Raw genomic sequence first — 26,567 nt, 5'->3', positions numbered from 1 at the left:
CGGCCGGTCCTCAGCCGTCGGGCGCCGCCGACTCCTCGTCGCCGCCGAGCGTGCCGTAGTCGGTGCGGGTGTTGTACCGCTGCAGGAAGCGGCCGGAGACCCACTGGTACGTCAGCACGTTCTCGCTGGACGGGTTCGACAGCGCGTCATCCTTGGCGTACACCTGCTTCGTCACCACCAGGTAGCCGCGGTCGATCTCCGCGTAGACCGGCGGCTCCTCGGTCTTGAACACATTGTGGTACGTGCCGCCCTGCTCCCGGTACACATACGAGGCGACACTCACCGCGTCGCCGCAGGACAGCACGTTGACCACGATGTCGTCCACCGGCCCGCCGGTCAGATCGCCGTAGGTGACGTCGACGGGATAGTCGTCCGACACGCACGGCTTCAGGGCGCGCTTGACCTCCGCCGAGACCGCGGGGTCCGCCTTGACCAGCCGGACGGCCTCCGTGCGGTCCGGGACCTTCGAGGCCGACGCGGAGGCGGCGGGCGTGGGGGCGAACGACGCCGAGGCGTCCGCGCCGCTCACCGCGTCGGCGTGGGCCGGCCCCTCGTCGCGGGCGCCGGTGCCGCCGGTGGCGCAGGCGGAGGCGAAAAGGGCGACGGCGACGACCACGGCCACCGCCGTGAACGCCGCCTGCAAGCTCCCCCGGACCCGCGTGGGTCCGGGCGGGGCGAAGCCCGTGTCCGCGGACCCGGAGTCCGCGTCCGCGTCCCTGTCACTCCTGTCCGTGTGCCCGGTGCCGCCCGTCGTCGTGCCTAGGCCGCGCAACGCTCCCGCTCCTCACGCTCCAGCGCGCGTGCGTCCAGATCGCGGCTCTCCAGCTCCTCGCGGAGCCGGGCGAGCGCCCGGTGCAGCGTGCTCTTGACCGTTCCGGCCGACATGCCGAGGGCGGCGGCCGTCTCCTCCGTGGACATCTGCTCCCAGTGTCGCAGCACCACGACGCTGCGCTGCTTCGGTGCCAGAACCTTCATGATGTCCATCAGCAGGGCGCGGTCCGCGTGCTGCTCGGTGGAGTCGTCGACCGACGCGTCCGGGAGCTGCTCGGTCGGCACCTCCTCCAGCTTCCGCGCCCGCCACCACTCGGTCCGCGTGTTGATCATCACGCGGCGCAGGTAGGCGTCGGCGAGCCGCTTGTCCGCTATGCCGTCCCAGCGGTGGTACGTCCGGACCAGCGCCGTCTGCAGCAGGTCCTGGGCGTCCACCGGGTCCGGGACCAACCGGCGGGCGCTGCGCAGCAGCGCGTCCTGCCGGGTGCGGACGTACTCCTCGAACTCGAGCACCTCTCCCTGCGCCATGTTGACCGCCTCCCGCTTCCCCGTTCCCGGCCGGCTCGTTCGCCGTCGGTGTCACTGCCTGTGGTTCGTAGTCGTCCCCGCCTGTCGGGTACGGAAATGAAGCTACGGAGGCGTTGTCACGGGGCTGTCCGAAGCAGCCTGCGGCTAGCGCTCGGCTGTCCGTCGGTTGTGTAACGGAAGAAGGAAAGGGGTAAAACGACAAGGAAGTTGAGTGGGGTATGTAAGGGTTTGTCCGAGTTGTTCCCGTGGGGCGGCTGTGCGTCGGATGTTGCGGAGGCCCTCCGGCTGTGATGTGTCCGAGCGTCAGCTCAGCGGCAGTCGGTACATCCCGCCCGGCAGCGGCTCCACCAGACCGTCCGCCACCAGGCCGTCCAACGCCCGGGCCCGCTGCACCGGCTCGTGCCACACCCGGTCCAGGGCCGCCTGCGGCACCGGCACATGAGCCTCGCGCAGGACGGCGAGCAGCTTGCCGCGCACCTGGCGGTCGGTGCCGGCGTACGTCTGACCGCGCCGCGGCGGGCCCTCGTGCTCCGGCTTGCCCGCGAGCCGCCAGGCGCACTGCGCGGTGATCGGGCAGCGGTGGCAGGACTCGTTCTTCGCCGTGCACACCAGCGCGCCGAGCTCCATGGAGGCCGCGGCCCAGCGCGCGGCGGTGCGCTCGTCCTCGGGCAGCAGGGCGCGGGCGAGCTTGCGTTCGGCGGCGGTGGTGGCGTTCGGCGGGTACTGCGTGCCGCTGACGGCACGGGCCAGCACCCGGCGGACGTTGGTGTCCAGGACGGGGTGGCGCTGACCGTAGGCGAAGGAGGCGACCGCCGCGGCCGTGTACTCGCCGATGCCGGGCAGCGCGAGCAGCTGGCCGTGGTCGGTCGGTACGTCCCCGCCGTGCCGTTCCGCTATGGCGACGGCGGCGCCGTGCAGCCGCAGCGCGCGGCGCGGGTAGCCGAGCCGGCCCCAGGCCCGGACGGCCTCGCCGGGGGCCTCCTTGGCCAGGTCGGCGGGGCGGGGCCAGCGGGCGAGCCACTGCTCGTAGACGGGCAGGACCCGGTTCACCGGCGTCTGCTGAAGCATGAACTCGCTGACCATCACGCCCCAGGGGCCCGCCTCGGGGCGCCGCCAGGGCAGGTCGCGGGCGTTTTCGTCGAACCAGTCGATCACGGGGCCGTGCAGGTTCTCTCCGAGGGGGGAGCCGGAGAGGCCGTTGGCGGGGCTGTCGGGTGAGGGCTTTGTGGGCGCAGTCATGGCCTTTCCGATCCTGCCATGTTGGGGGCGGCCGGGTCGGTAGGTGGTGGTGCCGGTGCGTTGTGCGGCTGAGGGTTGCGGTCGGCTGCGGTCCCTGGGGGCCCGCGGCCCCCGGACGCCCGCTTCGGCCCTGAAAGGGCCTTGTCCTCAAACGCCGGACGGGCTGATTCGGCTGACCTGCCGCAAGGGCGCCCCGCACCTGACGATCGGCAGCAGCGGCATCCCGCCCCTGGCTTGTAGCGTCGGGCGGATGGAACGTCCTCGCACCTGGCGGGCCTGTCTGCTCTTTGCCGCCCTGGTGCTGCCCGCGCTCACGGCCGACCGCCTCGGGATGAACGAGCCGCGCGCCGGGTGGCAGCAGGCGGCCGGGCTCGCCGTACTCGCCGCCGCGGTCGCCGTGTCCCGCCGGCACCCGTTGGTGGCGTTCGCACTGACGGCCGTACTGGGTCTGGTCGCCGCCCCCGCTCTGTTCACCGTCTCCTACGGCCCCGTGCTCGGCGTCTTCGCACTGCTGCTGGGCCTGCGCGCGGACGGCGTGCGAGCGGCGGCGGCCGTCTTCGCGGGCGTCGGCTGCCTCGGCACGGCGCGGATCGCGCTCCTCGGGGTCGACCCGGCGCCGGAATGGGCCGTGCTGACGGGCACGTTGCTGTTCGGGTGCGTCTTCCCGTGGCTCGCCGGACGCTACTGGCGGCAGAGCCGGCGACTGACCGAGGCCGGCTGGAGCCGGGCCGCGCGGCTGGAGGGTGAGCAGCGCATCGCCGAGGAGCGGGCCCGGCTTCGCGAGCGGGCCAGGATCGCCCAGGACATGCACGACTCCCTGGGCCACGAGCTGAGCCTCATCGCGCTGCGCGCGGGCGCCCTCCAGGTCGCCCCCGACCTCCCGGACCACCACCGCGCCGCTGCCGCCGACCTGCGCGCGGCCGCCTCCGACGCCACCGACCGGCTGCACCGCATCATCGGTGTCCTGCGGGAGGAGGACGAACCGGCGTCCCTGACCCCACCGGGGGAGACCGTCGAGCAACTCGTCGCCCGCGCCGCCGAGTCGGGCCTGCCCGTGCGCTGGGACGAGCCGGCCGGCGCCGTGCCGGAGCCGGGCGGCGTCGCCGAACGGGTCCTGTACCGGGTGGTCCGCGAGGCGCTCACCAACGCCGCCCGGCACGCCCCGGGCGCCTCGGTCACCGTGGCGGCGGTCCGGGAGGCCGACGGTACGACGGTCACGGTGACCAGCGGGCACGGCGACGCCCCCTCGCCGTCCTCCGGCGGCACCGGCCTGCAGGCCCTGCGCGCCGCAGTCACCTCGGTCGGCGGCGACTTCGAGGCCGGCCCGCACCCGGACGGCTTCCGTGTCCGGGCGTACGTCCCCGACCAGCCCGCCACCCCGGCCGTACGGCCTTCCCCGGCGCCGTACGCCCCCTTCACCCACGCCCGTCGCCGCGTCGCCCTCGCCGCCGCGGCCGCCGTGGGCGCGGGCATGGTGCTCGTCGGCGGAGCCTTCGCCTGGTACGCGTACACGGAGACCCACTCGGTGCTGTCGCCCGCCGCCTACGCCGAGCTGCGGCTCGGGATGTCGGACGCGGACATCGCCGGCGCCCTGCCGGACCGCACCGTCCGTGACGCGCCCGTGGAGCGCGCCCCCGCGCCGCCCCCGCCGGGCAGCGACTGCCGCTACTACCGCGCCAGTGGCGAACTCCTCGTCTCCGTGGACCACTTCAGGCTGTGCTTCGACGACGAGGGACGGCTCGTCGCCAAGGACGTGGTCCCCGGGGCGGGCCGGTCCCAACATCCCGCCGTACATGAGGAGTTCGCACAGTGATCCGCGTACTGCTGGCCGACGACGAGGCGATGGTGCGGGCCGGTGTGCGCGCGATCCTGACGAGCGGCGGGGAGACCGAGGTGGTCGCCGAGGCGGGTGACGGGCGCGAGGCGGTCGAACTGGCCCGGGCCCACCGCCCGGACGTGGCCCTGCTGGACATCCGCATGCCCCGCCTGGACGGGCTCACCGCCGCCGAGGAGATCGTACGGACCGTCCCCGGCACCGCCGTGGCGATGCTCACCACCTTCTCCGAACAGGCGTACGTGGCCCGCGCTCTCGGCGGCGGTGCCACCGGCTTCCTGCTGAAGTCCGGGGACCCGTACGAACTGATCGCGGGGGTACGGGCGGTGGCGGGCGGCGCCGCCTTCCTGTCGCCGAGGGTGGCCCGGTACGTCATCGACGGGCTGGGCGGCAGCGACGGCCGCCTCGGCCGTGAGGCCGCCGCACGCGCGCGCGTGGCCGAGCTCAGTCCGCGCGAGCGCGAGGTGCTCGGCCTGGTCGGCACCGGCCTGTCCAACCCGGAGATCGCCGCCCGGCTGCATCTCGTCGAGGGCACCGTGAAGGCGTATGTGAGCGCGGTGCTCGACCGGTTGGGTGTACGCAACCGGGTGCAGGCGGCGATCGTGGCGTACGAGGCGGGGCTGGTGGGGTAGGCGCGGCCGGCGTCCGTGCCGGTCAGCGGCGATACGCCGGCCGGGACTCGTCCGGCGCCGTCACCTCCGGCCCCGTCACCCACCGCGCGAACGCCGGTGCCGACGCCGACCGCATCGCCTCGGCCAGCCGGGTCGCGGGGCGCGCGGCCAGGCGTACGGCCGCCGCCGCGACCAGCGCGCCGAACGCGAGGCCCGCGGCGACGTCGTGCGGGTAGTGGACGCCGACGAACACGCGGGAGAAGGCCATCAGCAGGGCCAGGGGAGCCGTCAGCCACAGGAGGGTGCGCCTGGCCAGGGCCAGGGTGAGCGCCGCGGCGCCCGCGATGGTGGCGTGGTTGCTGGGGAACGACCAGTCGCCGGGCGGCGGACAGGCGACGAGCGAGGCGGTCGCTCCCGGTACCGCCCGGCACGGGCGCTCCTGTGCGACAACCGACTTGAGGAGCTCACTGCACACGTACGCCACAGCCGTGGCCAGAGGTGCAAGGGCCGCTATCGCGAATGCCCGGGGTGTGCCCTGCCTGGCCCGCCACCAGGTCATGACGAACAGCGCGCCGAACAGCAGCAGTCCGGCCTCCGTCCATATCTCGGCGGCGTGCTGTACCCACGTTGGGGTGTCGCGGGCGAAGTCGGTGATGTCGCGGTAGCGCTCGGCGTCCTCGAAGTCCATGGTCACGGACCGTAGGCGGCGGGCCGATCCCGTCACATCCTGCGATCGGCAGGGGCCGCACCTGACGGAAGACAGGGGTGACGCGGGGCTCGCGGGGCGGTTTCCGGGATGATGATCCGGAAAAGTTGCGGCCCAGGGCGGCGGGTGGAGCCTGTTGGCGCACCGATCTCTCGTACAGTTTGCGCCGTGGGATCTCTGCGCAATCCGGTCGGGCCGCTTCCCTCCACCATCTACTGGCGACGGAGGGCCGTACTGCTGTCTGTGGTCGCCCTGTTGGCGCTACTGGTCACCTGGGTACTCACCTCGGGCGACGGTGGCGGAAAGAACAACGCGGGCGGGTCCGACGGCAAGAATCCCGCGCCCTCGACGATCACCCCCGGACCCTCGGGTTCGGGTCCGGCGATCAGTCAGGCGCCGGGCGGGCGCGACGAGTCGCCCGGCGCGGACTCCGGCGGCTCGGGGTCCGGTGACGGCTCCGGTTCGGACTCCGGGTCCGGTGACGACGGCGGTTCCGGGGACTCCGGCGGTTCGGACGGCTCGGGCGGCGGATCCGCGGGTGGCGGCTCGGGCAGCGGCGTCGGGGTCGACGACACGGTCGACGCCGGTTCCGCGCTGCCCGACTGTGTCGCGGGCGCGGTGAAGGTGACGGTGAAGAGCCTCCACAACGCGTACGAACCCGGTGAGAAGCCCGCCCTGCTGCTGACCGCGACGAACTCCTCCAGCTACGACTGCAAGGTCGATCTCGGCCCGAAGAACACGGTGGTGACGGTCACTCAGGCGGGATCCGAGGACGACTTCTGGTCCTCCGCCGACTGCCCCGAGGTGGCCGGCAGCCTGAAGTTCCGGGTGCCCGCGGGCGAGAGCATCACCTACACCGTGAAGTGGGACCGCAAGGCCAGCGCCCCGCAGTGCGCGACCCCGCCCGCGGGGTCCGCCGCCGCGGGCACCTATCTGGTGGAGGCGAAGGCACCTGGGTTCGGCACCGCACAGACGTCGTTCGTGCTGGAGAACGACTAGTGACTGGCGACCAGTAGCTGGCGCGGCCTGTGGGCAGTCGCCGCGGCGCCGACGCCGCTGCCTCGCAGACGTACCGCTCAGACGTACCGTTCAGACGTTTCAGACATACCGTTCCAGAATCGAGCTCTCCGCCAGCCGCGACAGCCCCTCCCGCACGCTGCGCGCCCGCGCCTCGCCGACGCCGTCCACCGTCTGGAGGTCGTCCACGCTGGCGGCGAGCAGCTTCTGCAGGCCGCCGAAGTGCTCCACCAGACGGTCGATGATCGCGCCTGGCAGCCTCGGCACCTTGGCCAGCAGACGGAAGCCGCGCGGGGAGACCGCCGAGTCCAGCGCCTCCGGGGAGCCGGTGTAGCCCAACGCCCGTGCCACCGTGGGGAGTTCAAGAAGCTCCGCGTGCGTGAGGGCGTCCAGCTCGTACAGCGCCTCGTCGACCGTGCGGGAGCGCTTGGCGGTGGGCTCGGGGACGTAGTCACGCACCACGAGCTCGCGCTCGGGTTCCACGCCCGCGATCAACTCGTCCAGCTGAAGCGCCAGGAGGCGGCCGTCGGTGCCCAGCTCCACCACGTACTCGGCGATCTCGGTCGCGATGCGCCGGACCATCTCCAGGCGCTGGGCCACCGCCGAGACGTCGCGGACCGTCACCAGGTCCTCGATCTCCAGCGCCGACAGCGTGCCCGCGACCTCGTCGAGGCGGAGCTTGTAGCGCTCCAGGGTCGCCAGGGCCTGGTTGGCGCGGGAGAGGATCGCCGCCGAGTCCTCCAGGACGCGGCGGTTGCCGTCGACGTAGAGCGCGATGAGCCGCATCGACTGGGAGACGGACACCACGGGGAAGCCGACCTGCTTGCTGACCCGGTCCGCCGTGCGGTGCCGGGTGCCGGTCTCCTCGGTGGGGATCGTCGGGTCCGGGACCAGCTGGACGCCGGCGCGAAGGATCTTCGACAGGTCCGACGACAGCACGATGCCGCCGTCGAGCTTGCACAGCTCCCGCAGCCGCGTCGCCGTGAACTCGACATCCAGGACGAAACCGCCCGTACACATCGCCTCGACGGTCTTGTCGGAGCCGAGGACGATGAGTCCGCCGGTGTTGCCCCGGAGGATCCGCTCCAAGCCGTCGCGCAGGGCCGTGCCGGGTGCCACGGCGCTCAGTGAGGCGCGCATCAGGCCATCGGCACCGGAGCTCCCACCGGACTTTCCGGGAGCTGCTGCCCGGTCGTTGGCTGCCACTGCACTCCTCCGGTCGCAGGTTCTGGGGCGCTCCCGTTTCGCACACTTGGTTCGTACGGACGGGCGAGACCAGGGCAAAGTCTACCGGCGGTCCTCCTCGTCCCGTGGGGCCTCTCGCCGACGCGACCGCGGAAGGACCCGGAGCGCGTCCCCTATGTCCGCCACTTCCAGCACCTTCATGCCCGCGGGGATCTTGCCCGGGTCGCCCGGGACCAGGGCGTGGGTGAAGCCCAGACGGTGCGCTTCGGCCAGTCTGCGCTGCACGCCCGTGACCCGTCTGACCTCGCCCGCGAGGCCGACCTCGCCGATCGCGACGAGGTTCTTGGGGAGAGGTGTGTCACTCGCGGCGGAGGCCAGCGCGAGGGCGACGGCGAGGTCCGCGGCGGGCTCCGAGAGCTTCACGCCGCCGACCGTCGCGGAGTAGATGTCGCGCTTGCCGAGCGCGCTGATCCGGCCGCGCTGTTCGAGCACGGCCAGCATCATCGAGACGCGTGAGGTCTCCAGGCCGGACGTCGTGCGGCGCGGCGAGGGGATCTGCGAGTCGACGGTGAGCGCCTGCACTTCGGCGACCAGAGGGCGGCGGCCCTCCAGGGTGACCGTCAGGCAGGTGCCGGGGACCGGTTCGTCACGACGGGTCAGGAAAAGTCCGCTTGGGTCGGCCAGGCCCGTGATGCCCTCGTCGTGCAGTTCGAAGCAGCCGACCTCGTCCGTCGCGCCGTAGCGGTTCTTCACGCCCCGGACGAGCCGCAGGCGGGCGTGCCGGTCGCCCTCGAAGCTGAGCACCACGTCGACGAGGTGCTCCAGGAGCCGGGGGCCGGCGATGGCGCCGTCCTTCGTGACGTGTCCCACAAGGAGTGTGGACATGCCGCGCTCCTTCGACGCCCGGATCAGGGCACCGGCGACTTCGCGGACCTGTGCCATGCCGCCGGGGGCGCCATCGATCTCGGGGGAGGCCACGGTCTGTACGGAGTCGAGGATGAGCAGCGACGGCTTCACCGCGTCCAAGTGGCCGAGGACGGCCGCCAGATCGGTCTCAGCGGCGAGATAGAGGTGGTCGTCGAGGGCGCCGATGCGGTCGGCGCGCAGCCGGACCTGGCTCGCCGACTCCTCACCGGTGACATAGAGGGTGCGGTGCTCGTCGCTCGCCGACTTGGCCGCCACGTCCAGCAGCAGCGTGGACTTGCCGACGCCGGGCTCGCCCGCGAGGAGGACCACGGCGCCGGGCACCAGGCCGCCGCCCAGCACCCGGTCCAGCTCGGGCACGCCGGTGGGCCGCGCGGTGGCCTGCCGCCCGTCGACCTGCCCGATCGGCAGCGCGGAGTTCGTCACCCGGCCCGGTGTCGTCGTACGGACCGCGGGCGCGCCGTACTCCTCGACCGTCCCCCAGGCCTGGCACTCGGGGCAGCGGCCGAGCCACTTGGCCGTCTGCCAGCCGCACTCCGTGCAGCGGTAGGACGGGCGGTCCTTCGTGGTCTTGGTACGGGCAGCCATGCGAAGAACCGTAGCCGAGCCCACTGACAACGCCGTACGGCCGCGCACACGGCGTCTCTCCGGCCCGGTGCGGGGGGCGGTCAGTGGGCTTCCGCGGGGGCCGTTCGTCATGCACAAGCCATGGAATGCCGGGTTCCCGTACCCCATTGAGGGATCGTTTCACCCGTACGGATTAAAACTGCTCAAGCGGGCAGAAGGCGCCACGCCGGGCCGCCTACGGTCCACGAATGACCAGCAGCAGTCCGGAGACCTCGACCCGCACCGCCGGCGCGCATCGGGCGCATCGGGAGGCGCGTGATCGTGCGGCGGCGCGCACCTTGGCGCAGCGGCCGCCCGCGCGCTACGAGCCGTATCTGGACGGGCTGTTCACCTACTGCCTGTCCGTGCTGTGCGACCACGACACCGCGACCGCCGCCCTGGGCGACGTCCTCGCGCTCGCCGAGCGGCGCGGACAGCGGGTGCCGGAGACCGCGGCGGACCGCAGGCCCTGGCTGTACGCGCTGGCCCGCTGGGCGTGTCTGCGCAAGCTGGCCGAGGCCAAGCAGAAACGTCAGGGCAGCCATGCGGCGGGCCGCCCCGGCGCCCATCGGCAGACGGGGGCGCGGTCCGCCCGGCCGGGTGTCTCCGAGGAGGTCCAGGAGCAGCGGCGCCGCGAACTCGCCCTGCTGGCCTGGCCCGAGGCCGCCGGGACCACCCCGGAGCAGCGCGAGGCCCTGGAACTCGCCGTACGCCACCACCTGGCCACCCACGAGGTCGCCGCCGTCCTCGGCCTCGACCTCGCCGCCGCCCGAGAGCTGCTCGCCTCCGCCGCTTGCGAGGTCGAGCGCACGCGCGCGGCCCTCGCCGTCGTCGAGACCGGCGCCTGTCCGAGCGTCGCCCGCCTCACCGGCGACAACCAGGTCGTCCTCGGCAGCGCCCTGCGCCGCGAGCTCGTCCGGCACGTCGACGACTGCCCGCGCTGCCGCCGCACCGCCGAGCGCGCCGTACCCGGCCGGTGGCCCGGCGCCGCCGTCACCCCCGCCGAACTGCCCGTTCTACAGGCCCCCCGCGCGGCCCTCCACATGGCCCTCGCGCACGCTCCACGCGCGCGTGGCGTGGCCGTACCGCGCTTCGACCGGCGCGGCTTCCCGATGGACCCCAAGGACCGCGCCGCCCGCAGGGACCGGCTGCGCGCGCGTGCCGTCACCACGACCGTCGTCGCCACCGTCGTCGCCGCCCCGGTCATCGCCCTGTGGGCCGCCTACCGGGGCACCGCGACCGGCGAGGGCGTCGACGGCCACTCGGCCAGCGCGAGCGAGGCCCACGGCCCGGGCGCCCTCGACGGCGACGCGGCGGGGGACGGCTACGAGAACGCCGGGAACGCGAGCGCCAGGCGGGGCGACCGGCTCGGCGAGCGCGGCACACCGGACGTCTCCGTGGAGGTCGTCAGCGTCAGCGGCGCGCACGGGGCGGGGGCCGGGCAGCTGGAGGTCTCGGCCGGTCACAGCGGTGACACGACGTTCGTCACCCTCACGGCGACGGGGCGTGCGCCGGTGCGCTGGTCCGCGAGCACCGGCGCGCACTGGCTCTATCTGAGCCGGTCGGCGGGAACGCTGGCGCCCGGCGAGTCGTTGACGATCAAGGTGTATGTCGACCATCTGCGCGAGCCGTCCGGGCACTGGAGCGCGCGCGTGGCGATCTCACCGGCCGGCGCCCTCGTCTCCATCGAGGGCTACGGCACCGCCCCGAGCCCCTCCGACCCGGGCCACGGACCCGGCCCGGACCCGTACCCCACGGATCCGACCGGTCCCGGTACGCCCGGCGAGCCGCCGCCCTCGTCCTCCGGACCCGACCCGACGACACCGGCCCCGACCGACCCCGGGACGCCGAGCGACCCGCCGCCGTCGTCTCCCGACCCCGACCCGTCGCCCACGGACGACGACCCTTCACCGTCCGATCCGACCGGCCCGTCGGATCCCTCGGGTCCGCCCCAGCCGGGGGACTCGACGCCGCCGCCCAGCGGGAGCGGCGACCCGAGCCCGTCGGGGTCGTAGGGGGCAGGTCGCCCGGTGGCCGGGGTGGCTAGGGGGTGTTGCACAACGGCGATCACGACGGGATCCGGCCACTCGGGGCAAGGTCAACTGCCCAGTTGTGGGTCGATTTCCACCGTCCTGACAGCGTCTTCGAAGACTCCTTTGGAAGATCGTTTCGCGTTGTGCAACAGCCTTTAGTCGACGGGATCAGCCGGGTGCGGGGCCACCATCGGCAGCTGCGAGGCCAGCCGCTGTTCGCACAGCTCGACCAGGCGGTCGTATCCCGCCTTGCCCATCAGCTCCGTCAGCTCCGGCCGGTAGGACACGTACACCGGATCGCCCGCGCCGTGCGCCGAGGTCGCCGACGTGCACCACCAGTGCAGGTCGTGGCCGCCCGGGCCCCAGCCGCGGCGGTCGTACTCACCGATCGACACCTGGAGCACCCGGGTGTCGTCCGGCCGGTCGATCCAGTCGTACGTCCGGCGGACCGGCAGCTGCCAGCAGACGTCCGGCTTGGTCTCCAGCGGCTCGCGGCCCTCCTTCAGGGCGAGGATGTGCAGCGAGCAGCCCGCGCCGCCGGCGAAGCCGGGCCGGTTCTGGAAGATGCACGAGCCGTTGAAGGGGCGGGTCTGGCGGTCGCCGTCCTCGTCCTCCGAGATCCAGCCGTGCTCCATGCCCTCGTCATGGTGCTGCCAGATCTCCGGCGTGAGCCTCGCCACATGCTCCGCGACCCGCTTCTCGTCGTCCTCGTCGGAGAAGTGCGCGCCCAGCGTGCAGCAGCCGTCGTCCGCGCGGCCCGCCTGGATGCCCTGGCAGCCGCTGCCGAAGATGCAGTTCCAACGGGAGGTCAGCCATGTCAGATCGCAGCGGAAGACCTGCTCGTCGTCCGCCGGATCAGGGAACTCCACCCATGCGCGTGCGAAGTCGAGGCCCTTCTCGTCCGGTTCCGGGGAGTCCTTCTTGGGCTTCTTCGACTTCGTGGCCGCCTTCGCCTGCGAAGAACCCTTGGCTGGTTTGGCCGTCTTGTCGGTCTTCGCCTTTTTCGTCTTTGGCACGGGTCCAGGGTACGGCGTCCGTACCTGCGGCTTCGAGGACCTTGACGGTCGGGGGAACGGCCGGTGGCAGTAGCGTTCCGTACATGAGACTCGGTGTCCTCGACGTGGGATCGAACACGGTGCATCTGCTGGTGGTGGATGCGCACCCGGGCGCGCGCCCGTTGCCCGCGCACTCGCACAAGGTGGAGCTGCGCCTCGCCCAACTCCTCGACGACAGCGGAGCCATCGGTCCCGAGGGGGTCGACAAGCTGATCGGCGTCGTCCACGAGGCGCTGCAGGCGGCCGAGGACAAGGGCGTCGAGGAAGTGCTGCCGTTCGCCACGTCCGCGGTGCGGGAGGCCAGCAACGCCGATGACGTGCTCGCGCGCGTGAAGGCTGAAACCGGTGTTGAGCTGCAGGTTCTCTCCGGGTCCGAGGAGGCTCGGCTGACCTTCCTCGCCGCGCGGCGGTGGTTCGGGTGGTCGGCCGGGAAGCTGCTCGTGCTGGACATCGGGGGCGGGTCGCTGGAGATCGCCTACGGCATCGACGAGGAGCCGGACGCGGCGGTGTCGCTGCCGCTCGGGGCGGGGCGGCTGACGGCGGGATGGCTGCCGGGGGATCCGCCGGAGGCCGAGGACATACGTGGGCTGCGGCGGCATGTGCGGGCGCAGATCGCTCGTACGGTCGGCGAGTTCAGCCGCTTCGGTGCGCCGGACCATGTCGTCGCGACGTCCAAGACCTTCAAACAACTGGCCCGCATCGCCGGCGCCGCCCGCTCCGCGGAGGGCCTGTACACCCAGCGCGAACTGAAGCGGGAGTCCCTGGAGGCCTGGGTCCCCCGCCTCGCCGGCATGACGGTGGCCCAGCGCGCGGAACTCTCCGGGGTCTCGGAGGGCCGGGCGGGGCAGCTGCTGGCGGGGGCGCTGGTCGCCGAGGGGGCCATGGATCTGTTCGGGGTGGAGACGCTGGAGGTCTGTCCCTGGGCGCTGCGGGAGGGCGTGATCCTGCGGAAGCTGGACCACTTGTCGGTGGACTGACGCCTGCGGCGGCCTGTTGGTGTCCGGTGGGGGTGCGTGTAGCGCGGTTCGGTGGGGTGGCTGGGTCGGGGCCGTGCCGGGGGGTGTCCGTCCTCGGTCCGGTGGCCGGACTTGCGCGAGAGGTGCCGTGTCTTGACACCGGACTCTGCGGGCGGACACCCCCCGACACGTCCCCTTGCCGCCGTGGGCGACCGCGGCCTCGGTGGGGGTACGCCAGCCAGGGACCTGCCGGGCCTGCGGCCCCTGCCCGGAACCACGTCCGCGTCCACGACGCACCCGAGGGGACTCCGCCCTCAACCTCGCCCACCCGAAGACACCCCGCCTCCACCCGCGCAGGCACCCCCTGCCCGTCCGGCGTTCGAGGACGAGTACTTGCCGTCCCGAGCCCCCACCCACCCGCACGGGCATTTTCAGCCCGTCCGGCGTTTGAGGACGAGGCCCGGAGGGCCGATGGCGGGGTCTGGGGCGGCAGCCCCATGGGGGTCGAAGGGGCGCAGCCCCTGGGGATGGGACGGGTAGGGGCGGCGGGGGCGAGGAAAGTGGGGGCGCGTGAGGCCTGCCACACAACCGATCGCACCGCCCCACCCCAACCCCGACATAACCCCAGTTCGCACCCCTGGCCGATTACACCCCCTCCCCCCACCCACAAACCCATCGGTTCCCCCGCCCCCACCCCCGCCCCGTACGCTGTCCCCGTGGCAGAACCAGTGGTGCGCATCCCGGATGCGAAGGTCGCCCTGTCGACGGCCTCCGTCTATCCGGAGTCGACGGCGACGGCCTTCGAGATCGCGGCGCGCCTCGGCTACGACGGCGTCGAGGTCATGGTCTGGACCGATCCGGTCAGCCAGGACATGGAGGCCCTGCGGAGGCTCAGCGACTACCACCGCATCCCTGTCCTCGCCGTCCACGCCCCATGCCTGCTGATCACCCAGCGCGTATGGTCCACCGACCCCTGGACCAAGCTCCAGCGCGCCCAGGCGGCCGCCGAGAAGCTCGGCGCCGGCACGGTCGTCGTGCACCCCCCGTTCCGCTGGCAGCGCCAGTACGCCCGCGACTTCGTCGAGGGAATCTGGCGGATGGCGAACGAAACGGATGTGCGGTTCGCCGTAGAGAACATGTACCCCTGGCGCTACCGCGACCGCGAGATGCTCGCGTACGCCCCCGACTGGGACGTCACCAACGACGACTACCGTCACTTCACGATCGACCTCAGCCACACCGCGACCGCCCGCAGCGACGCCCTCCAGATGGTCGACCGCATGGGCGACCGGCTCGGACACGTCCACCTCGCCGACGGCAGGGGGTCGGCCAAGGACGAGCACCTCGTCCCCGGCCGCGGCACCCAGCCCTGCGCCGAGGTGCTGGAGCGGCTCGCCTTGACCGGGTTCGACGGGCACGTCGTCATCGAGGTCAACACCCGCCGCGCGATGTCCAGCGCCGAACGCGAGGCCGACCTCGCCGAGGCCCTCGCCTTCACGCGGCTGCATCTGGCCTCCGCGGTGAAGGTGCCCCGGCCGTGACTGACACCGCCTCGGGACCGGGCGGGGTGAGCTCCCGCCGCCGCGGCCGACCCCCGCGTACGGAATCCGCCGACACCCGCGACCGCATCCTGGCCGCCGCCCGCGAGGAGTTCTCCGAACGGGGCTACGAGAAGACGTCGGTGCGTGGGATCGCCAAGGCGGCCGGGGTCGACTCGGCGCTCGTGCACCACTACTTCGGCACCAAGGAACAGGTCTTCGAGGCGTCCGTGGAGGTCGCCTTCGCGCCCGCCCTGAAGGTGCGGGACGTGGTGCTGGAAGGACCCCTCGACGATGTCGGGGAGCGTATGACCCGCGTCATCTTCGGGCTCTGGGAGAACCCCGTCACCCGTAAGCCGCTGCTCGCGATCGTGCGGTCCGCCGTCAACAACGACGCCGCGGCCGCCGTCTTCCGGCGGCTCGTCTCCGCCCAGCTGCTGCGCCGTATCGCCGGTGAGATCGACGCCCCGGACGCCGAGCTGCGCGCAGAGCTGGCGGCCGCGCAGCTGGTGGGCGTGGCGATGATGCGGTACGTCATCAAGATCGAGCCGATCGCCTCGGCGGACGTGGAGCAGATCATCGGACGGGTGGCGCCGGTGGTGCAGGGGCATCTCACCGGGCGGTGACGCCGCGGACGGGTTGTCGCGGCGGCAGGTGGCCGGGCCCTTCGCGCGTCGGTCGACCGCGCGGCGGCCGGTGACCGGGGCTTCCGCCCGTGGGGCGACCCTCTGTGGCTGTTCCGCGAGACATTCGTCCCGCATTCCGGACACCTCGTCCCGCCCTCTGGATGACCGGCGTACGCTCGTTAGCAGTCAGAAGTCTCTGATCGCAGTCTGTGAAGTCCCAGACAGTCCCTGAAGGAGCGAGCGACGATGCCCGAGCTGAGGTCCCGCACAGTCACCCACGGCCGCAACATGGCGGGCGCCCGCGCCCTTATGCGCGCCTCCGGTGTACCCGGCGCGGACATCGGCCGGAAGCCGATCATCGCGGTGGCGAACTCGTTCACCGAGTTCGTGCCCGGCCACACCCACCTCCAGCCCGTCGGGCGGATCGTCAGCGAGGCGATCAGGGAGGCCGGCGGCATCCCGCGCGAGTTCAACACCATCGCCGTCGACGACGGCATCGCCATGGGGCACGGCGGCATGCTGTACTCCCTGCCGTCCCGCGACCTCATCGCGGACAGCGTGGAGTACATGGTCGAGGCCCACTGCGCCGACGCCCTGATCTGCATCTCCAACTGCGACAAGATCACCCCGGGCATGCTGAACGCCGCTCTGCGGCTCAACATCCCGACCGTCTTCGTCTCCGGCGGCCCCATGGAGTCCGGCCGCGCCACGCTGGTCGACGGCACGGTCCGCACCCTCGACCTGGTCGACGCGATCTCCGACGCCGTGAACGACAAGATCTCGGACGAGGACATCCTCCGTATCGAGGAGAACGCCTGTCCGACCTGCGGCTCCTGTTCCGGCATGTTCACCGCCAACTCGATGAACTGCCTGACCGAGGCCATCGGCCTCTCCCTGCCCGGCAACGGCTCGGTCCTCGCCACGCACACGGCCCGCAAGGCCCTGTACGAGGACGCCGCCCGCACGGTCATGGACATCACCCGCCGCTACTACGAGCAGGACGACGACACCGTCCTGCCGCGCAACGTCGCCACCTTCGCGGCGTTCGAGAACGCCATGGCCCTCGACATCGCCATGGGCGGCTCCACCAACACGATCCTGCACCTGCTGGCCGCGGCCCAGGAGGCGGGCGTCCCCTTCGGCCTGAACGAGATCGACGCGGTCTCCCGCCGGGTCCCCTGCCTGGCCAAGGTCGCCCCGAACGTCGCCAAGGACCGCACGTACTACATGGAGGACGTGCACCGTGCCGGCGGCATCCCCGCCCTGCTGGGCGAGCTGCACCGCGCCGGGCTGCTGAACGAGGACGTGCACGCCGTGCACAGCCCCTCCCTGGCGGACTGGCTGAAGACCTGGGACGTGCGCGGCGGCTCGCCCTCCCCGAAGGCCGTCGAGCTGTGGCACGCCGCCCCCGGCTGCGTCCGGTCCGCGGAGGCCTTCTCGCAGTCCGAGCGCTGGGAGGCCCTCGACGAGGACGCCGAGGGCGGCTGCATCCGCAGCGCCGAGCACGCGTACTCCAAGGACGGCGGCCTCGCGGTCCTCAAGGGGAACCTCGCCGTTGACGGGTGCGTCGTGAAGACGGCCGGCGTCGACGAGTCCATCTGGACCTTCGAGGGTCCCGCGGTCGTCTGCGAGTCGCAGGAAGAGGCCGTCGAGAAGATCCTCAACAAGCAGGTGACGGACGGCGACGTCGTCGTCATCCGCTACGAGGGCCCCAAGGGCGGCCCCGGCATGCAGGAGATGCTCTACCCGACGTCCTTCCTCAAGGGCCGCGGCCTCGGCAAGACCTGCGCCCTGATCACCGACGGCCGCTTCTCCGGCGGCACCTCCGGTCTGTCCATCGGCCACGCCTCCCCGGAGGCCGCGTCCGGCGGCACGATCGCCCTCGTCGAGGCCGGCGACCGGATCCGCATCGACATCCCGAATCGCTCGATCGAGCTGCTCGTCGACGACGCGGAACTCGCCCGCCGTGAGCAGGCGTTGAACGGGGAGTACGCCCCGAAGGGCCGCGAGCGCAAGGTGTCCGCGGCGCTGCGGGCCTACGCCGCCATGGCGACCAGTGCGGACAAGGGCGCGGTCCGGGATGTGAGCAAGCTGGGCTGACGCCGGGCTGGGCTGACGCCCGGCTCGTCCGACGCACGCGCACGCATCGCAGGGGCCCGTCTCCTCAGGCGGCCCCTGCGGCTGTCACCAGGCCGACGGGTCCCGGGCGTCGACGGCGAACACGGTGCCGTCGGGGGCGGTGGCGTAGACGCGGCCGGCGACGAGGACGGGCTCGGGCAGATCGGCCGCCACCTGATCCGAGCTCGCGCCGAGCCGCGGAGGCGTCTGGCCCACGAGCCGGCCGTCGTCGGCGTCCACGGCGAGCAGCCGGCCGTCGGGGGCACTGACGTACACATGACGGCCGTCACTGACGGGCGACGACGTACGCAGCACAGCCGTCTCCAGACTCCAGAGCTGCTTGCGCGCCTCCATGTCGACGGCGCTCACCTTCCCGTCGCCGCCCACGAGATAGACGACGTCCCCGCGCACGGTGCCGTGCGCACGCGAGAGCGGGAGGGGCAGCGGCACGCGGCGCGAGGTCCGGTCGGCGGGGGAGTAGCGGACCAGGGCCCGCGCATCGCTGTAGACGCCCTCGACGGAGACGAAGCAGACCGAGCCGTCCGACGCGCCGACGGGCTTCAGCGTCCCCTCCAGACGGGCGTCCCAACGCACGTCACCCGTAGCCGGATCGAGCGCGACGACCCGCGTGCCCGAACCGTCGACGGACGTGCTCGTCGCGTACGCCAGAGGGTCTCCGGCGAACGAGACGAAGTCCGGCGCCTGAAGTCCCGGCACGCGCCGGCTCCACTTCGTGTCCCCCGACCCGGCGTCCACGCCGGTGACCGTGCCGTCGATCCCGGTGAGCAGCAGCATGTCTCCGACAGCCACCGAAGCGCCGTACTCGGGCACGTCCCGCTGCCAACGCACCTCGCCCGTGGCCGGATCGAGCGCCTCCAGCCGCCGGCCCTCCTCGGACCACGGGTGGACGAGACCGCCCACCACGGTCGGCGGCCCGCCCACCCGCGACGTCGCGACGGGATGCCGCCACAGCAGCCGGCCGTCCAGCGGGTCGAGCGCGAAGACGAGCCCCTCCTGCGCGCACACCACCTTTCCCACCCCGTGGGAGCACAACGGCGTGTCCTTCTCGGGCCCAGGCGTCGCCCACCCGCTGAACCCGGCCGACGTGGTCCGTGCACTCCTGGGCTCCGGCGTCGGCTCCAGACCGTCGAGCAGGCGTACGGAGACCAGCGCGGCGACCGCGACGAGCGCGACGCTTCCGGCCCCGAGCGCCAGCAGCTTGCTCCGGGGGCGGCGTCGGCGCTGGCCGGACAGCCGTTCGGCCTTCTCCTCAAGAGGCGGATTCCCCTCGACACGCGGCTTCCGCCTGGCCTCCGCCCCGGCCCTCGACTCGACCTCCGACCCCGCCCCCGGTCCGACTCCCGGGTCGGCCGGCTCCTCGGTGCCGCGCTGCGCCGGTATGAACGCCTGGGTGTCGTACGACGCCGCCACCGACCGCAGTTCCCGCATCAACTCGTCGGGAGTGGGCCGGTCCTCGGGCTCCTTCGCCAGACAGCGCGCGATGAGCGGGGCGAGATTCGCCGGTACGTCGGTCAGATCCGGCTCGTCATGAACGACCTGGTAGGCCACGACATAGGGGCTGTCGGAGTCGAACGGCCCCCGCCCCGTCGCCGCGTGCACCATCACGGACCCGAGCGCGAAGACATCGGCGGCGGGCCCGACCTCGCGTGGCCGTCGGAACTGCTCGGGCGCCATGAACGGCGGCGTACCGATCAGCTTCCCGGTCTCGGTCCGCAGTTCGCTGTCCTTTGGCCGAGAGATGCCGAAGTCGATGACCTTCGGCCCGTCGTCGGCCAGCAGCACATTGCTGGGCTTCAGGTCCCGGTGCACGACACCGACCCGGTGGATGTCGCGCAGCGCCTCCGCCAGTCCGGCCATCAGCCGCCGCAGTTGCGCGGGCTCCATCGGCCCGTTCCGCTTCACATGGTCGGAGAGCGTCGGGCCGGGGATGAACAGCGTGGCCATCCAGGGCCGTTCGTCCTCGGGATCGGCGTCCACGACCGGCGCGGTGAAGGCCCCGCTGACCTTCCTGGCCGCCCCCACCTCCTGCCGAAAACGCCCCCTGAACTCGGGATCCCTGGCGAACTCGGCATGTACGACCTTCACCGCGAGCTGCATGCCCGACGTGCTCCGGGCCAGATGGACGATGCCCATGCCGCCGGACCCCAGGCGCGACTCCAGGCGGTAGTGACCGGCGTACTCGGGAAGTTCCGCTTCCGTGCCCGCTCCGGCGTTCTGCTGTGGCGCCATGGGACCACCCCCGTGCTGTTCGTCCGCTCGCGCGACGCACGGAGCCTAGTCGATGACTCGTACGAGACAGAGGCGACTTGCTAGCCTCCGTGTTCCCAACACGCACATGTGTGCGTGGCGTGATTTAGGGGAATCAACGGGACCCCATGGCAGTCATGGGGATCAACGGGGGAGGGTTTGCCATGTCCGCAGATCGCGTCGAAGGTGTCGAAAGAACCGAAGAAGTCGGGGGCGTCGGCGCCGAAGAGGCCGTGGCGACGATGACGGCCACCGCAAGCGCCTCGGCGCTGCGCTACTACTCGGTCGCCCCGGGCGTCCGCCTGAACGTCCGCCGGGGGCCCGGCACCAACTACTCCGTCGTCCGCGTCCTGCCCGAGGGCGCCCAGATCCAGATCTTCTGCCAGACGCCGGGCACCAACGTGACCGGTCCGTACGGCACCTCGAACATCTGGGACAACATCGACGACGGTGAGTTCGTCTCGGACGCCTACGTCCACACCGGCAGCGACGGCTACGTCCGCCCGCGCTGCTCCTTCTGGTCGGCTCGGATCAGCTCTGATCTGCCCCCGGATCGCCGGACCCAGTAGCAACACGTACGGATCCCGCGAGGAGCCCGCGGTCACGCCGGAGCCATAATCGACGCGTGAGCGAGAAGAACGGCACCCCGGCCACCCCCGCGGGCTCCACCGGCCCCCGCCCCGAGCCCATCCGCTTCTTCGGCACGACCTGGCTCGACCACGACAACGGCTACGCCGCCCGCCGTATCGCGGTGTCCGTCGGCTCCCTCGCCACCGCCGCCGTCTCCTGTCTGGTCCTGCGCTTCGCCTACGAAGGGCTCCAGCTGTCCGACATCGGCGGCTTCGTCACCGTCCTGATGGTCGTGATGTTCGCGGTCTGCAGCGCGCTCGCCTACCGCCACACCTGGGACGGCTTCAGCAAGCGCCCCGACCCCGACCGTCAGGCCTCCCTCCGCGGCCTGCTGGCCATCGGCTTCGTCGGCTCCCTCCTCGCCTATTTCTTCCGCTCCCTCACCGAGGCCCCCGGCGAGAAGCTCCACCGCGAGGAATACGAGACGGCCCGCGAACAACACGAGAGCCGCACCACCCGCCGCACAGGAAACCCCGCGAAGAAGCGCCGCCGCAGCTAGGGGATGTTTCGAACGTCCCGCAGCACCCACGGCGCCCGGCTCGCACCCTCGCCGCACCGGCCAAAGGCCCAGGTACGTCCAGTACGAGGGTCTTCGTCCGGCGCGCTGAGGGCACGCACCGGCTGCGACACCAGCCGCTGCCGCGGCGGGCGCGGGCACCGCACGGGACGTTCGAAACACCCCCTAGCACCGGCAAGAGCCACACCCCTCCCTGTCTCGGCCACGAGACACACCACGGCCACCACCGAACCCCCTCTCCCGAACTCGGTGCACCCAGCACCAACCAGCGCCACCATGGCCCTATGACGGCCCCTTCCCACACCGACCGCGCCCGCTCCTTCAACGCCGCAGCAGCCCAGTACGCGGCGAACCGTCCCTCCTACCCACCCGCCCTCTTCGACGCGATCGAGGAACTCGCCGGCCGCTCCCTCACCGGCGCGCGGGTCGTCGACGTCGGCGCGGGAACCGGCATCGGCACCGCCCTCCTGCGCGGACGCGGCGCCGACGTACTCGCCGTGGAACCCGGCGACGGCATGGCGGCTCAGTTCCGCCTCAACCACCCCGACATACCGATCGTCCGCGGCAACGGCAACGCCCTCCCCCTGGCCACCGCCTCCGTCGACTTCGTCACCTACGCCCAGGCCTGGCACTGGACCGACCCCACCCACTCGGCGCCGGAGGCCCTACGCGTCCTACGCCCCGGCGGCGCACTGGCCCTGTGGTGGAACACCACCCCGCTCGACATCCCCTGGCACATCGCGCAGGCGCAGCGCATCGCACGCCGCTTCGGCAACCACCCCGTCGTCGAACAGAACGGCAGCGGCGCCCGAGCCGCCCTGGCCGACCCCACCGGCCGCCTCGACTTCACCCGCCGCAAGGTCCGCTGGAGCCGCCGCGTCCCCCTGGACACGCACCTGGCGAACATCGGCAGCCACTCGATCTTCCTCGTCCACGGCACCGAGGCGAGCACCGCCTTCCTCGCCGAGGAGAAACGACACCTCCTCGCCGCCTTCCCCGACGGAATCATCGAAGAGACCTACGACGTCGACCTCCTGGTAGCCACCACCCCCTGACCCTCCCGACCATCGACACCGACCCTCGCCGTCACCCCTCTCCCTCCCTCTCCCCCCTCCCGCCCGCCCCGCCACACCTCGGCGAGGGCGGGCGAGCCATGCCCCGCCCTACCGCAGCCGCAGCCGTCCAGCCGCTTGACGGCACACCCTCACCGGAGGATTATTCATCGCATGATGAATTACTCGTCCGTCCGCTCCGACCCTCCGGACGACGCCGCCATCCGAGCCGAGACCCTGAACGTCGTACGCGGCACCCGCCAGGTCCTCCGCGCCCTCGACTTCACCGTCCCCCGCGGCCAGATCACCGGCCTCCTCGGCCCCTCGGGCTGCGGCAAGACGACCCTCATGCGAGCCGTCGTCGGCACCCAGGCCAAGGTCACCGGCACCCTCGACGTCCTCGGCCGCCCCGCCGGCCACCCCACTCTGCGCACCCGCATCGGCTACGTCACCCAAGCCCCCTCCGTCTACGACGACCTGACGATCCGCCAGAACCTCGCCTACTTCGCCGCGATCCTCGACCCCGGCCGCGCCGCAGCCGACCGGCGCCACGAGAACGTCACCCGCGCCATCGCCGACGTCGACCTCACCAGCCACGCCGACGCCCTGGCCGGCAATCTCTCCGGCGGCCAGCGCAGCCGCGTCTCCCTCGCGGTCGCCCTCCTCGGCACCCCCGAACTCCTCGTCCTCGACGAACCCACGGTCGGTCTGGACCCGGTCCTGCGCCGAGACCTGTGGAGCCTCTTCCACGAGATCGCCGCCTCCCGCAGCGCCACCCTCCTCATCTCCTCCCACGTCATGGACGAGGCCGAGCGCTGCCACCGCCTCCTCCTCATGCGCGAGGGCCGGATCCTCGCCGACGACACCCCGGACGCCCTCCGCACCCGTACGGACTCCGAGACGGTCGAAGCGGCCTTCCTGCACCTGGTCGACGAGGCCACCGCGGCCGCCCGCGCGAAGGAGACCACGCGATGACCACGACGACGAGCCCGACCACCACGCCCCGACCCGCACCCACCGGCGCCCTGAACCCGGCCCGCACCACCGCCACCGCAGCCCGCGTCCTGCGCCAGCTCCGCCACGACCCGCGCACCATCGCGCTGATGCTCCTCGTCCCCTGCCTGATGCTGTTCCTGCTGCGCTACGTCTTCGACGGCAGCCCGCGCACCTTCGACAACATCGGCGCCTCCCTCCTCGGGATCTTCCCGCTGATCACGATGTTCCTGGTCACCTCCATCGCCACCCTGCGCGAACGCACCTCCGGCACCCTCGAACGCCTCCTCGCCATGCCCCTGGGCAAGGGCGACCTGATCGCCGGCTACGCCCTCGCCTTCGGCACCCTCGCGATCATCCAGTCCGCCCTGGCGACCGGACTCGCCCTCTGGTTCCTCGGCCTGGACGTCAGCGGCAGCCCCTGGCTGCTCCTGCTCGTGGCCCTGCTCGACGCCCTGCTCGGCACCGCGCTCGGTCTCTTCGTCTCGGCGTTCGCCGCCTCCGAGTTCCAGGCCGTCCAGTTCATGCCGGCCGTGATCTTCCCTCAGCTCCTCCTCTGCGGCCTTTTCACACCCCGCGACAACATGCACCCCGCCCTCGAGGCCATCTCCAACGTCCTCCCCATGTCCTACGCGGTCGACGGCATGAACGAAGTCCTCAAGCACACCGACATGACCGCCAACTTCGTCCGCGACGCCCTGATCGTGGCCGGCTGCGCCCTGCTGGTCCTCGGCCTCGGCGCGGCGACCCTGAGGCGCAGGACGACATGACCGCTCCGGTGGCGCGCTCGTCCCGCCCAGCGGACACGCCCCCTCCGAAGCCGCCCCCGATGCGAGGATGAACCCGGACGACGCAACCCCCGGAGGGCACCCCAGCCATGACCCAGAAAGTCGCAGTCCTCGGCACCGGCAAGATCGGCGAAGCCCTGCTCAGCGGAATGATCCGCGGCGGCTGGGCCCCGGCCGACCTCCTGGTCACGGCCCGCCGCGCGGAACGAGCCGAAGAACTCCGCACCCGCTACGGAGTCACCCCGGTCACCAACGCGGAAGCCGCCAAGACCGCCGACACCCTGATCCTCACGGTCAAGCCGCAGGACATGGGCACCCTCCTCGACGAACTCGCTCCGCACGTCCCCGCCGACCGCCTGGTCATCAGCGGAGCCGCAGGCATCCCCACCTCCTTCTTCGAGTCCCGCCTCGCCGCCGGCACCCCCGTCGTCCGCGTCATGACGAACACCCCCGCCCTCGTCGACGAGGCCATGTCCGTCATCTCCGCCGGCAGCCACGCCAGCGAAGCCGACCTCGCCCACGCCGAGGAGATCTTCGGCGCCGTGGGCAAGACACTCCGAGTCCCCGAGGGACAGCAGGACGCCTGCACCGCTCTCTCCGGCTCCGGCCCGGCGTACTTCTTCTACCTGGTCGAAGCCATGACCGACGCCGGCATCCTGCTCGGCCTGCCCCGCGACAAGGCCCACGACCTGATCGTCCAGTCCGCGATCGGCGCCGCGACGATGCTCCGCGACAGCGGCGAACACCCCGTCAAACTCCGCGAGAACGTCACGTCCCCCGCCGGCACCACCATCAACGCCATCCGCGAACTCGAGAACCACGGCGTACGGGCAGCCCTCATCGCAGCCCTCGAAGCCGCCCGCGACCGCAGCCGCGAACTGGCCTCCGGCAGCAACACCAAGTGACGCCCAGGGCCGCCCCAGCCCAGGGGCGGCCCCGGCACACCCCTAGACGGTCACCTCGATATCGGCAGTCGCGGCCGCGCCCTCACCGGCCGCTGCCGCCGGCAGCAAACCGATCGCCCGATATGCGGCATCCACGGTCGGCCGGGCCATCGCCCGAGCTCGCTCCGCACCATCCCGCAGCACCCCCTCCACATAGCCAGGATCCGCGCACAGCTCCCTGTGCCTCTCCTGCACGGGCCTGAGAACCTCGACCACGGCCTCCGCGGTGGCCGACTTCAAAGAGCCGTACGACTCATATACACCGCTCAGCTCCGATGGGTTCCCACCTGTACAGGCAGCCAGGATCTCCAGCAGATTCGCCACCCCAGGCTGCGCGGCACGGTCGTACACGACCTCCCGCCCACTGTCGGTCACCGCCCGCATGACCTTCTTCCGCACCACGTCCGGCTCATCGAGCAGATAGACGATCCCCGGCCCGGAGTCATCGCTCTTACCCATCTTCGAAGCCGGATCCTGCAGATTCATCACCCGAGCCGCGACCTGCGGTGCCGTCGCCCGAGGCACCACGAACGTGTGCCCGTACCGCTGGTTGAACCGCACCGCCAGATCCCGTGCGAGCTCCACATGCTGCGTCTGGTCGTCCCCGACCGGCACCTCGTCGGTCCCGTACGCCAGGATGTCCGCCGCCATCAGCACCGGATACGTCAGCAGCGACAGCCGCACACTGCCCCCGCGCTCCCGCTCGCGCACGGCTTTCTCCTTGTACTGGATCATCCGCCGCATCTCACCGTCCGTGGCCACGCACTCCAGCACATACGACAGCCGCGCGTGCTCATCCACATGACTCTGTACGAACACGGTGCACAGCTCCGGATTCAGCCCCGACGCAAGCAACAAGGTCGCCGCCTGCCGACTGAGCCTGCGCACCCGCGCCGGATCGTGGTCCACGGTCAGCGCGTGCAGATCGACGATGCAGAACAGCGCGTCGGCCTGGTGCTGATCGACGGTCGCCCACCGCCGCATGGCCCCCAGGTAGTTCCCCAGCGTCAGATGCCCGGTCGGCTTGACCCCACTGAAAACCCGCTTCATCTCACTCCACCTCCTGGTCGAGACCGCCGACCTCGGCCGGCCGGCCCTCAGAACCTCTGGAGGGAGAAACGAGAACGGCCGCCGAAGCGGCGGCCGTTGAGTGCATACGTGACTACGGCCGCCGTCAGGCGGCCCACCACAGCTGGGTGCACGTACGCGTCGTCATGCGTCCCAGAGTACGCCCCGAGGGTGCCGTCCGGCGTGAAGTTGACACGCCCAGACCCGGTCCGTAGTGTTCTCCGAGTTGTCCGACGTGAGCGCCGACTCCGGTCGGTCCCCGGACAGCCACTCCGCAAGTACCAACCATCATTCGACGACAGTCGATCTGTCTGCCGTCGTTTCATTGGCATGCGTATTTAAGGAATGAGGAATCTGCGTTCGATAGAACGCCGCTCCCGATTAGCTCGGGAGCAGGGAATCCGCTAAAGTCTCACTCGTCGGAACGGCCCAACGGCCGCGAAGACAAGCCCCGCTGACTGGGGGTCAGGCCCGAAAGGATCTGATAGAGTCGGAATCGCCGGAAAGGGAAACGCGGAAGCGGGAACCTGGAAAGCACCGAGGAAATCGGATCGGAAAAG

At 71.9% G+C, this 26,567-nt stretch carries 23 protein-coding genes; 14 read left to right on the top strand and 9 right to left on the bottom strand.

Annotated features, from left to right (window positions below):
* Positions 1 to 10: 10 nt before the first annotated feature.
* The 3 genes from ACFZBP_RS06050 to ACFZBP_RS06040 form a co-directional block, all read right to left on the bottom strand.
* Entirely contained in the window at positions 11 to 643 is a 633-nt protein-coding gene (locus ACFZBP_RS06050; RefSeq protein WP_391411569.1) for a hypothetical protein, read from the bottom strand.
* Between the two features lie 116 nt (positions 644 to 759).
* Complete coding sequence (locus tag ACFZBP_RS06045) at positions 760 to 1,299, bottom strand: SigE family RNA polymerase sigma factor (RefSeq protein ID WP_003999062.1); 540 nt, start codon at positions 1,297 to 1,299, stop codon at positions 760 to 762.
* Positions 1,300 to 1,602: 303 nt separating this feature from the next.
* On the bottom strand, positions 1,603 to 2,538 hold the full coding sequence (locus tag ACFZBP_RS06040) for an A/G-specific adenine glycosylase (protein WP_383452001.1): 936 nt from the start codon (positions 2,536 to 2,538) through the stop codon (positions 1,603 to 1,605).
* Positions 2,539 to 2,788: 250 nt separating this feature from the next.
* Between ACFZBP_RS06040 and ACFZBP_RS06035 the strand changes: the two genes are divergently transcribed.
* On the top strand, positions 2,789 to 4,351 hold the full coding sequence (locus ACFZBP_RS06035; RefSeq protein ID WP_391410448.1) for a histidine kinase: 1,563 nt from the start codon (positions 2,789 to 2,791) through the stop codon (positions 4,349 to 4,351).
* Positions 4,348 to 5,004, top strand: a complete 657-nt coding sequence (locus ACFZBP_RS06030) for a response regulator (RefSeq protein ID WP_391410446.1) — start codon at positions 4,348 to 4,350, stop codon at positions 5,002 to 5,004. Before ACFZBP_RS06035 ends, ACFZBP_RS06030 begins: the two co-directional genes overlap by 4 nt.
* Before the next feature lie 22 nt (positions 5,005 to 5,026).
* Here ACFZBP_RS06030 and ACFZBP_RS06025 read toward each other — a convergent pair whose 3' ends face one another.
* Positions 5,027 to 5,671, bottom strand: coding sequence for a phosphatase PAP2 family protein (locus ACFZBP_RS06025; protein ID WP_383452007.1), 645 nt, complete (start codon positions 5,669 to 5,671; stop codon positions 5,027 to 5,029).
* Positions 5,672 to 5,857: 186 nt separating this feature from the next.
* On the opposite strand from ACFZBP_RS06025, the gene ACFZBP_RS06020 reads away from it, so the two are divergent.
* The gene (locus ACFZBP_RS06020) at positions 5,858 to 6,688 is read left to right on the top strand and encodes a hypothetical protein (protein WP_391410443.1); all 831 of its coding nucleotides are present in this window, start codon (positions 5,858 to 5,860) and stop codon (positions 6,686 to 6,688) included.
* A 99-nt stretch (positions 6,689 to 6,787) separates the two neighbouring features.
* Here ACFZBP_RS06020 and disA read toward each other — a convergent pair whose 3' ends face one another.
* Together disA and radA are read right to left on the bottom strand one after the other, a co-directional pair.
* Entirely contained in the window at positions 6,788 to 7,912 is a 1,125-nt protein-coding gene (disA, locus tag ACFZBP_RS06015) for a DNA integrity scanning diadenylate cyclase DisA (protein WP_383452011.1), read from the bottom strand.
* A gap of 81 nt (positions 7,913 to 7,993) precedes the next feature.
* The gene (gene radA, locus ACFZBP_RS06010; protein ID WP_383452013.1) at positions 7,994 to 9,403 is read right to left on the bottom strand and encodes a DNA repair protein RadA; all 1,410 of its coding nucleotides are present in this window, start codon (positions 9,401 to 9,403) and stop codon (positions 7,994 to 7,996) included.
* Between the two features lie 227 nt (positions 9,404 to 9,630).
* On the opposite strand from radA, the gene ACFZBP_RS06005 reads away from it, so the two are divergent.
* Positions 9,631 to 11,436: a hypothetical protein gene (locus tag ACFZBP_RS06005; RefSeq protein ID WP_391410440.1), complete on the top strand. Its 1,806-nt coding sequence runs from the start codon at positions 9,631 to 9,633 to the stop codon at positions 11,434 to 11,436.
* Positions 11,437 to 11,609: 173 nt separating this feature from the next.
* Here ACFZBP_RS06005 and ACFZBP_RS06000 read toward each other — a convergent pair whose 3' ends face one another.
* Positions 11,610 to 12,470 (bottom strand): hypothetical protein, encoded by an 861-nt coding sequence (locus tag ACFZBP_RS06000; protein ID WP_383452017.1) that lies wholly within the window; start codon positions 12,468 to 12,470, stop codon positions 11,610 to 11,612.
* Positions 12,471 to 12,553: 83 nt separating this feature from the next.
* Here ACFZBP_RS06000 and ACFZBP_RS05995 point away from each other — a divergent pair, with 83 nt between their 5' ends.
* The 4 genes from ACFZBP_RS05995 to ilvD all read left to right on the top strand — a co-directional run bounded on the left by ACFZBP_RS05995 (position 12,554) and on the right by ilvD (position 17,729).
* On the top strand, positions 12,554 to 13,486 hold the full coding sequence (locus tag ACFZBP_RS05995; protein ID WP_391410438.1) for a Ppx/GppA family phosphatase: 933 nt from the start codon (positions 12,554 to 12,556) through the stop codon (positions 13,484 to 13,486).
* 695 nt (positions 13,487 to 14,181) lie between these two features.
* Positions 14,182 to 15,006, top strand: coding sequence for a sugar phosphate isomerase/epimerase family protein (locus ACFZBP_RS05990; RefSeq protein ID WP_383452020.1), 825 nt, complete (start codon positions 14,182 to 14,184; stop codon positions 15,004 to 15,006).
* On the top strand, positions 15,003 to 15,629 hold the full coding sequence (locus ACFZBP_RS05985) for a TetR family transcriptional regulator (protein WP_383452021.1): 627 nt from the start codon (positions 15,003 to 15,005) through the stop codon (positions 15,627 to 15,629). Before ACFZBP_RS05990 ends, ACFZBP_RS05985 begins: the two co-directional genes overlap by 4 nt.
* Positions 15,630 to 15,875: 246 nt before the next feature.
* Positions 15,876 to 17,729 (top strand): dihydroxy-acid dehydratase, encoded by a 1,854-nt coding sequence (gene ilvD, locus ACFZBP_RS05980; protein ID WP_383452023.1) that lies wholly within the window; start codon positions 15,876 to 15,878, stop codon positions 17,727 to 17,729.
* A gap of 84 nt (positions 17,730 to 17,813) precedes the next feature.
* Here ilvD and ACFZBP_RS05975 read toward each other — a convergent pair whose 3' ends face one another.
* Positions 17,814 to 19,997 carry a PQQ-binding-like beta-propeller repeat protein gene (locus ACFZBP_RS05975; RefSeq protein WP_391410435.1) on the bottom strand — a complete coding sequence of 728 codons (2,184 nt, stop codon included), beginning with the start codon at positions 19,995 to 19,997 and terminating at the stop codon, positions 17,814 to 17,816.
* A 182-nt stretch (positions 19,998 to 20,179) separates the two neighbouring features.
* Here ACFZBP_RS05975 and ACFZBP_RS05970 point away from each other — a divergent pair, with 182 nt between their 5' ends.
* The 6 genes from ACFZBP_RS05970 to proC all read left to right on the top strand — a co-directional run bounded on the left by ACFZBP_RS05970 (position 20,180) and on the right by proC (position 24,900).
* Complete coding sequence (locus ACFZBP_RS05970) at positions 20,180 to 20,584, top strand: SH3 domain-containing protein (protein ID WP_391410433.1); 405 nt, start codon at positions 20,180 to 20,182, stop codon at positions 20,582 to 20,584.
* Between the two features lie 56 nt (positions 20,585 to 20,640).
* On the top strand, positions 20,641 to 21,144 hold the full coding sequence (locus ACFZBP_RS05965; protein ID WP_391410431.1) for an EamA/RhaT family transporter: 504 nt from the start codon (positions 20,641 to 20,643) through the stop codon (positions 21,142 to 21,144).
* A gap of 302 nt (positions 21,145 to 21,446) precedes the next feature.
* The gene (locus ACFZBP_RS05960) at positions 21,447 to 22,217 is read left to right on the top strand and encodes a methyltransferase domain-containing protein (RefSeq protein WP_391410429.1); all 771 of its coding nucleotides are present in this window, start codon (positions 21,447 to 21,449) and stop codon (positions 22,215 to 22,217) included.
* A gap of 171 nt (positions 22,218 to 22,388) precedes the next feature.
* Complete coding sequence (locus tag ACFZBP_RS05955; protein ID WP_391410427.1) at positions 22,389 to 23,189, top strand: ATP-binding cassette domain-containing protein; 801 nt, start codon at positions 22,389 to 22,391, stop codon at positions 23,187 to 23,189.
* Entirely contained in the window at positions 23,186 to 23,977 is a 792-nt protein-coding gene (locus ACFZBP_RS05950) for an ABC transporter permease (RefSeq protein WP_391410425.1), read from the top strand. Before ACFZBP_RS05955 ends, ACFZBP_RS05950 begins: the two co-directional genes overlap by 4 nt.
* Before the next feature lie 107 nt (positions 23,978 to 24,084).
* Positions 24,085 to 24,900: a pyrroline-5-carboxylate reductase gene (gene proC / locus ACFZBP_RS05945; RefSeq protein WP_383452034.1), complete on the top strand. Its 816-nt coding sequence runs from the start codon at positions 24,085 to 24,087 to the stop codon at positions 24,898 to 24,900.
* 42 nt (positions 24,901 to 24,942) lie between these two features.
* Here the strand turns inward: proC and trpS are convergent, their stop codons facing one another.
* Positions 24,943 to 25,989, bottom strand: a complete 1,047-nt coding sequence (gene trpS, locus ACFZBP_RS05940; protein WP_391410422.1) for a tryptophan--tRNA ligase — start codon at positions 25,987 to 25,989, stop codon at positions 24,943 to 24,945.
* Between the last annotated feature and the right edge of the window lie 578 nt (positions 25,990 to 26,567).

The sequence above is a fragment of the Streptomyces sp. NPDC008086 genome (genome assembly GCF_042957325.1).
Taxonomy (GTDB): Bacteria; Actinomycetota; Actinomycetes; order Streptomycetales; family Streptomycetaceae; genus Streptomyces.
This window is presented reverse-complemented; position numbering and strand designations above follow the sequence as displayed.

Excerpts from the sequence above, each read along its gene's own strand:
- ACFZBP_RS05955 (WP_391410427.1), top strand. The coding sequence starts at position 22,389 with ATGATGAATTACTCGTCCGTCCGCTCCGACCCTCCGGACGACGCCGCC.
- ACFZBP_RS05975 (WP_391410435.1), bottom strand. The coding sequence starts at position 19,997 with ATGGCGCCACAGCAGAACGCCGGAGCGGGCACGGAAGCGGAACTTCCC.
- trpS (WP_391410422.1), bottom strand. The coding sequence starts at position 25,989 with ATGAAGCGGGTTTTCAGTGGGGTCAAGCCGACCGGGCATCTGACGCTG.
- ACFZBP_RS06040 (WP_383452001.1), bottom strand. The coding sequence starts at position 2,538 with ATGACTGCGCCCACAAAGCCCTCACCCGACAGCCCCGCCAACGGCCTC.
- ACFZBP_RS05995 (WP_391410438.1), top strand. The coding sequence starts at position 12,554 with ATGAGACTCGGTGTCCTCGACGTGGGATCGAACACGGTGCATCTGCTG.
- ACFZBP_RS05970 (WP_391410433.1), top strand. The coding sequence starts at position 20,180 with ATGTCCGCAGATCGCGTCGAAGGTGTCGAAAGAACCGAAGAAGTCGGG.
- radA (WP_383452013.1), bottom strand. The coding sequence starts at position 9,403 with ATGGCTGCCCGTACCAAGACCACGAAGGACCGCCCGTCCTACCGCTGC.
- ACFZBP_RS05960 (WP_391410429.1), top strand. The coding sequence starts at position 21,447 with ATGACGGCCCCTTCCCACACCGACCGCGCCCGCTCCTTCAACGCCGCA.
- ACFZBP_RS06005 (WP_391410440.1), top strand. The coding sequence starts at position 9,631 with ATGACCAGCAGCAGTCCGGAGACCTCGACCCGCACCGCCGGCGCGCAT.
- ilvD (WP_383452023.1), top strand. The coding sequence starts at position 15,876 with ATGCCCGAGCTGAGGTCCCGCACAGTCACCCACGGCCGCAACATGGCG.
- ACFZBP_RS06025 (WP_383452007.1), bottom strand. The coding sequence starts at position 5,671 with ATGGACTTCGAGGACGCCGAGCGCTACCGCGACATCACCGACTTCGCC.
- ACFZBP_RS06035 (WP_391410448.1), top strand. The coding sequence starts at position 2,789 with ATGGAACGTCCTCGCACCTGGCGGGCCTGTCTGCTCTTTGCCGCCCTG.
- proC (WP_383452034.1), top strand. The coding sequence starts at position 24,085 with ATGACCCAGAAAGTCGCAGTCCTCGGCACCGGCAAGATCGGCGAAGCC.
- ACFZBP_RS05950 (WP_391410425.1), top strand. The coding sequence starts at position 23,186 with ATGACCACGACGACGAGCCCGACCACCACGCCCCGACCCGCACCCACC.
- ACFZBP_RS06045 (WP_003999062.1), bottom strand. The coding sequence starts at position 1,299 with ATGGCGCAGGGAGAGGTGCTCGAGTTCGAGGAGTACGTCCGCACCCGG.